Origin of the sequence: Coprococcus sp. ART55/1, from assembly GCF_000210595.1 — a bacterium.
Classification (GTDB): Bacteria; Bacillota; Clostridia; order Lachnospirales; family Lachnospiraceae; genus Coprococcus; species Coprococcus aceti.
Map to the genome: position 1 here is coordinate 1238531 of NC_021018.1, position 6320 is coordinate 1244850.

5 protein-coding genes and 1 pseudogene are annotated in these 6320 nt (G+C 44.5%); all 6 read right to left on the bottom strand.

Features of this window, described 5'->3' with window-relative positions:
* The coding region (locus CCU_RS05875; protein ID WP_208896029.1) for a hypothetical protein at positions 1 to 349 on the bottom strand (349 nt) is incomplete at its 3' end.
* 242 nt (positions 350 to 591) lie between these two features.
* Positions 592 to 807, bottom strand: coding sequence for a hypothetical protein (locus CCU_RS05880; protein WP_015533935.1), 216 nt, complete (start codon positions 805 to 807; stop codon positions 592 to 594).
* 296 nt (positions 808 to 1103) lie between these two features.
* Positions 1104 to 2854: pseudogene (gene aspS, locus CCU_RS14730) on the bottom strand (aspartate--tRNA ligase).
* A gap of 563 nt (positions 2855 to 3417) precedes the next feature.
* Positions 3418 to 3780, bottom strand: a complete 363-nt coding sequence (locus CCU_RS05890; protein ID WP_015533938.1) for a YccF domain-containing protein — start codon at positions 3778 to 3780, stop codon at positions 3418 to 3420.
* 89 nt (positions 3781 to 3869) lie between these two features.
* Positions 3870 to 4838, bottom strand: a complete 969-nt coding sequence (locus CCU_RS05895; RefSeq protein ID WP_015533939.1) for a tRNA dihydrouridine synthase — start codon at positions 4836 to 4838, stop codon at positions 3870 to 3872.
* Between the two features lie 126 nt (positions 4839 to 4964).
* Positions 4965 to 6320 (bottom strand): sodium-dependent transporter (locus tag CCU_RS05900; RefSeq protein WP_208896030.1); only part of this gene is annotated, 1356 nt, incomplete at its 5' end.

Consider the following 6320-nt stretch of genomic DNA (forward strand, 5'->3'; position numbering starts at 1 on the left):
CCATTTCACTATTCCCCTCTATCTCATTCTCTTTCTCTGCAACCTTCGTCTCATCCTGTTCTTCCGCTGCAGCATCCTCAGGACTTCTCTCAAACCTCGCATATCCGCTGTCATATTTCAGATAAATGACATTCTTCTCAGTTGTGCTGATATATATTTCCTGTCCAGCTTCAAGATCCACGCCTGCTGCCGCAAAATTCTCTGCAGGATAGTCTTTGCTGTCGACCTTTTTTATCGTTCCCGCGATCTCGTATCCTTCCGGCAATTTCTCATCTCTTCCGGTTGCATTGTAATAATAGATATACCCATCATACATAACCTGTGGCTGCTCTATCATTCCGCTTTCCACACCGGTCGAGGTCTCCACGCCATTGTTCCTGAAACATTTCCCTCAGAACTACCGCAGGCAGTACATGCCATAATCGAAAGCGCCGCAGCACATATAAATATTTCTTTTCGTATCCCCATACAATTTTCCCCTTTTTAATACTTATTTATGGATGTTATTGTAAACCAGCTAACTGTATGTCCATATTAACATGGCTTTCCCAGCTCTGCCACATACATATTATTAAAGTTGTCACCATATGCTCACTTCCGTCCATCCATATCCTCATCCCGGACATATCTCGCATTGAACTCCATATTGATCTCACGGAGCTCCTTCTTCCCATCAATATAATCCTGGTACATCTCTGTGATACCGCACATGCATCCATCGCAGTAAGCATCTATATTTCCCAAAGAATCGGCAACTATCTGCTCTCGTTCTTCCCTAGTTGTGTCCTTTATAAGAAAACCTGCCATCGTCAAAAGCCTCCTCTTACAATTCTCATAAAAACAATTAAAACCGTTTTTATACACAAGTACATGTCAAAAAAACAGGCACTTGTAGTTCTTGATACATAAGATATGAAACATATATACAAACGATAATGAAAGTGACTGATCTTCAGCGCTTACTGCTGCTGCGAAGACCGCACCGCTCTTATCGCGGTTTTCGCAGCATGCAAATGTAAGCAAGCTGAAGTGAAGGTAACTGAATGTGTTTGTATATATGTTTTCATATCCATATCTCGAACTACAAGTGCCGTCCGGCCTTTTTACTGTCTGACCTTAATGTGAACCTCACGGAGCTGCTGCTCTGTAACCTCTCCAGGTGCTCCACACATAAGATCCTGTGCATTTCCATTCATTGGGAATGGGATGACCTCTCTGATATTCTCCTCGTTTCTGAGAAGCATGATCATTCTGTCCACACCAGGAGCCATACCTGCATGAGGTGGTGCTCCGAACTGGAATGCATTGTAGAGTGCTCCGAACTTCTCCTTCAGATCATCCTCTGTGTATCCTGCGATCTCAAATGCCTTAACCATGATCTTCATGTCGTGGTTTCTTACAGCGCCTGATGAAAGCTCGATACCGTTGCAGACGATGTCGTACTGGTAAGCCAGGATATCAAGTGGATCCTTCTCATTTAACGCCTCAAGTCCGCCCTGTGGCATTGAGAACGGATTGTGAGTGAAGATGATCTTCTTGCTCTCCTTGTCATACTCGTACATTGGGAAGTCATTTATATAACAGAAACGGAATGCGTTCTTCTCGTTGAGGTCAAGTCTGTTGCCAAGCTCAATTCTGATCTGTCCTGCAAATGACGCTGCAAGCTCCTCCACGTCTGCGATGAAGAAAATAGTATCTCCAGGCTGAAGGCCTGCAAGCTCTGCGATCTCACCCTTCATATCATCAGGAATGAACTTGTCGATAGGTCCCTTGTATGACATATCCTCAAGTATCTCCAGATATCCAAGGCCGCCCATGCCGATGCTCTGTGCAAACTTGAGCATCTTCTCATGCTGTCCCTTTGAGAGCTTCTTGTGTACATTGATGGCACGTACCGTCTTGCCGTGGAATGGCTTGAATGTACATCTCTGGAAGAAATCTGTAAGATCTATTATTCTAAGTGGGTTTCTGAGGTCAGGCTTATCCGTACCGAACTCAAGCATAGCCTGCTTGTAGCTGATGATCGGATATGGAGCCTGTGTAACAACTGCGCCCTCAGGTGCAAACTTCTCAAATGTTGCTGAGAGGACTTCCTCTCCAACCTTGAATACATCCTCCTGTGTTGCAAAGCTCATCTCAAAGTCAAGCTGGTAGACTCACCAGGTGAACGATCTGCTCTCGCATCCTCATCTCTGAAACAAGGAGCAATCTGGAAGTACTTGTCAAATCCTGATACCATGAGGAGCTGCTTGTACTGCTGTGGTGCCTGTGGAAGTGCATAGAACTTGCCCTTGAACTTTCTTGATGGCACGATGTAATCTCTTGCACCCTCAGGTGATGATGCGCAGAGGATAGGTGTCTGGATCTCAAGGAATCCCATCTCAGTCATCTTCTGACGAAGGTAGCTGATGACCTGACTTCTGAATATCATGTTGTCCTTAACCTTCTTGTTTCTGAGATCAAGATATCTGTACTTGAGTCTCACATCCTCACGTGTCTCCTTGGATGTCTGGATCTCAAATGGAATCTGCTTGTATACCTTACCGAGTATCTCTACAGTCTTCGCCTCAAGCTCGATAGTACCTGTAGGGATCTTAGGGTTGTATGTCTCCTCATCTCTGTGTTCAATGATACCCTCAATCGATACACAGTCCTCCTTTGTTATTCCGTCAAGAAGTGATGTGTCTCTCATTACTACCTGGAGCACGCCATACATATCACGAAGATCGATAAATGATACTCCACCATGGTCACGGATATTCTCTACCCATCCGGCAACCTTAAGTGTCTGTCCCACATCGCCCTCAGTGATCTCGTTCATTGTTCTGTTACGATAAATGTTCTCGATTGTCATCTGTTCTCTCCTTTTCTTTACTATTTGCCTGTGGCTTTATGTCCACTTTGGCTTTTTCAGGATTACGCACTGGCTGTTATTTCTCTTGCAAATAGAAAAAGCTTATGTTCATCCTGAATCAGATGCACATATATATATATGCAAATATTCAGGACGAACATAAGCTCTCTCAAACTACCTGTCGGTTACTTGTCTGCTTTAATGTCCGCGGTACCACCTGATTTACCGTTACACGATCTTCGTATATTCAAAGCATCGCGTCCCAGTCCCTCTCAGTCACCTTGCTCATGACCTCTCTGCGTATCGTGCAGCTACGGCTCCCCTACTCGACATAAAACACGTATCCCGCTATGGGCTATATCTTTCAGCTTGCGGCTGGTAAAGTGTTATTCACATATATTCACTCCGCCGGACTCCCACCACCACCGGCTCTCTGTGGGCGATAATCTATGCTACTTCTCTTCGTCATTGCCTTATATATGGCGTCAGCACATATCTGACGCCACATTATTATATTCTAGTGATTCAAGTTCTGTCAACTATATTTATGTATATTTCCACCATCATCCCACAATCTCTGCACCAAACGGCATGAGCGACAGTTTGGCGATCTTAAAGAACTGAAGCCCAAATGGAATTCCGACTATCGTTATGCAAAGCAGCAGCCCCAGGCAGGCATTCTCTACCGCCATAGGTATTCCGCAGCAGAGCAGCCATATGATATTCGCGATCAGCGAGCCAGCCCCGCCTCCATACACTATCTCTTTTCCAAATGGAAAGAATGCAAGTCCTGCAAACTTAAAGCACTGCATCCCAATCGGAATCCCTATTATCGTTATACAGCACAGCACCCCGCTTGCCACCCACGAAAGTCCGCTCAATATTCCGCCACATAAAAACCATATACAATTTCCAAGACATCCCATGATATCATCTCCTAATCATCAAAACACAACTAACATATAGTAATCCAAGCATATACTCATACAATACACCCCATCATACTAAATTCATTTCATCTGCACAGTGCAGCCAGCATCCTGACTGCCGCCTCATACTCACCATTATCTCTAGTCTTCCGGATCTTCTTAAGAGCCCTCTCAGCTCCCTCCACATCACAAAACAGCCTCGACCAGTAAGCCCACAGCTCCTTCATCTTGAACATCGTGTTGCCCCTGCCCACATCCGACTCACAGTAATTCCTGTAAAGTTCATCGTGGAATATGAAGAATCTGTTCCAGTCATATGTACTGTCGCCACACTCTTCGTTTATCCGCTCCGCCAGACAAGGATCAGCTATTATCCCCCTGCCTATCATAACCTTACTTATATCAGGAAAATCGCCCGTGAACCTGTCATAATCCGCCACACTGTTTATATCTCCGTTGTAGCACACTGTGTCTGGTCTTCCATATGAAGCCACACCTTCGGCAAACACTTCCATGTTTGGCGTATTCTTGTAGAAATCCGTCTGTATTCTCGGATGTATGATCAGCTCACTTATCGGATACTTCTTATATATTTCTATGATATCCTCAAACTCCACAGAACTGTCTCTTCCTATTCTGGTCTTTATAGACACATCCATCACGTCGGCGGCAAATACTTCATATAAGAAGTTGTCAAGCCTCTCCGTATCGTATATCAAACCCGAGCCTTTATACTTCGTGACAACAGTTTTTGACGGACAGCCGAGATTGATATTCACCTCGTTATATCCAAGCTCCTTCAGGAACTTTGCGGCCGTCACAAATCCCTCGCCGCTGTTGGTCAGAAGCTGCGGCACCACATTTATCCCCTGATTGTTTTCCGGCAGCACATCCCTTAGTTCCCTGTTTCTGAGAGGACGTCCTTTCGCCGGGGCAATGAACGGCATAAAGTATTTGTCAACGCCGCCGAAATATTTGTGATGTGCATTTCTGTATATGTATCCTGTTATCCCCTCCATCGGGGCAAGATATATCAAATCATCCCTGTTGTTCATCCATCATTCTCCCATTAAATCCGTAAACCCGGTATAAATATCCTGCAATGACATTCCTTATGACAAAAATATAGAGGCCTTCATCACTCACATGACAAATGCCTCTACATTATAAACTATATTGTTCTATTTGAACAGATTTGTAACAAACTGTACAAAGTCAATTCCAAATGACTGGAGAAGCAGCAATGCAAGCAGTATTGGTGCCACAAACTTTACCATGACAATATAGAGCTTCTTTCTTCCAAACTTCTCGCCATTTCTTGTAACCTCGTCTATAACCGTCTTAGGCTTCACTACCCAGCCGATAAGTATACATGACAGGATAGCCACAAGCGGCATGAAGATGTTGTTACTCAGGTAATCCATCACATCGAGGATCTGGGCTGTAGCTCCATTTGGAAGCTTGAGCTCAAAGTACCATATGTTGTAACCGAAACATACGACCAACATTCCGACAACCGCATATACAGTTGTTATGACCGCACTCTTCTTTCTCGTGAGATGGAACTTATCCATAAGTCCTGACACTATCGCTTCCATGACCGATACTGAGGATGTGATCGCCGCAAATGTAACCATGATGAAGAACAGGGCTCCGATGACTGTTCCGACCTTACCCATGGCATTGAATACCTTTGGCAGAGATATGAACATAAGTCCAGGGCCCGCTGACATGCCTTCCGTTCCAGAGAACACATACACCGCAGGGACTATCATCAGACCAGCAAGGAAAGCCACTGCTGTGTCAAATATCTCTATCTGATTGATCGACTTCATAAGGTTAACATCCTTCTTAACATATGAGCCATACGCAACCATGATACCCATAGCGACACTTATCGAGAAGAAGAGCTGTCCCATGGCATCCATTACAACCATGAATATATCCCTGAATGTCATTCCCTTAAAATCAGGAATCAAATATACCTTCAGTCCATCAATTCCTGTTCTGATCGTACCATCATCACCGGTATGCTTGATCGTCAGTGAATAGATTGAAATTCCAATTATAAGAAGTACCAATATCGGCATGAGCACCTTGCTAAACTTCTCTATTCCCTTTTCAACACCACAGAATACGACAACGCCTGTGGCCGTAAGGAATATAAGTGCAAATACTATAGGCGCAGTCTGGGCTGTTATAAAACCGGTGAAATAACCGTCACCAGTGGCAGCCTCTGTCTGACCTGTAAAATATGCTGTCATATACTTCAGGACCCATCCTCCGATAGTACAGTAATATGGAAGGATTATGACCGGTACGATCCATGCCAGACCGCCAAGCCATTTCCACTTCTTATGTATAAGACCATAAGCTGTGAGCGGTCCCTGCCGAGTCTTTCTTCCTATTGCAATATCTGTTGTGAGCAGTGTGAATCCAAATGTAAGTGCAAGTATTATATACACAAGTATAAACACGCCTCCGTTGTCCTTTGCCGCAAGATATGGGAACCTCCATATATTTCCAAGTCCTACCGC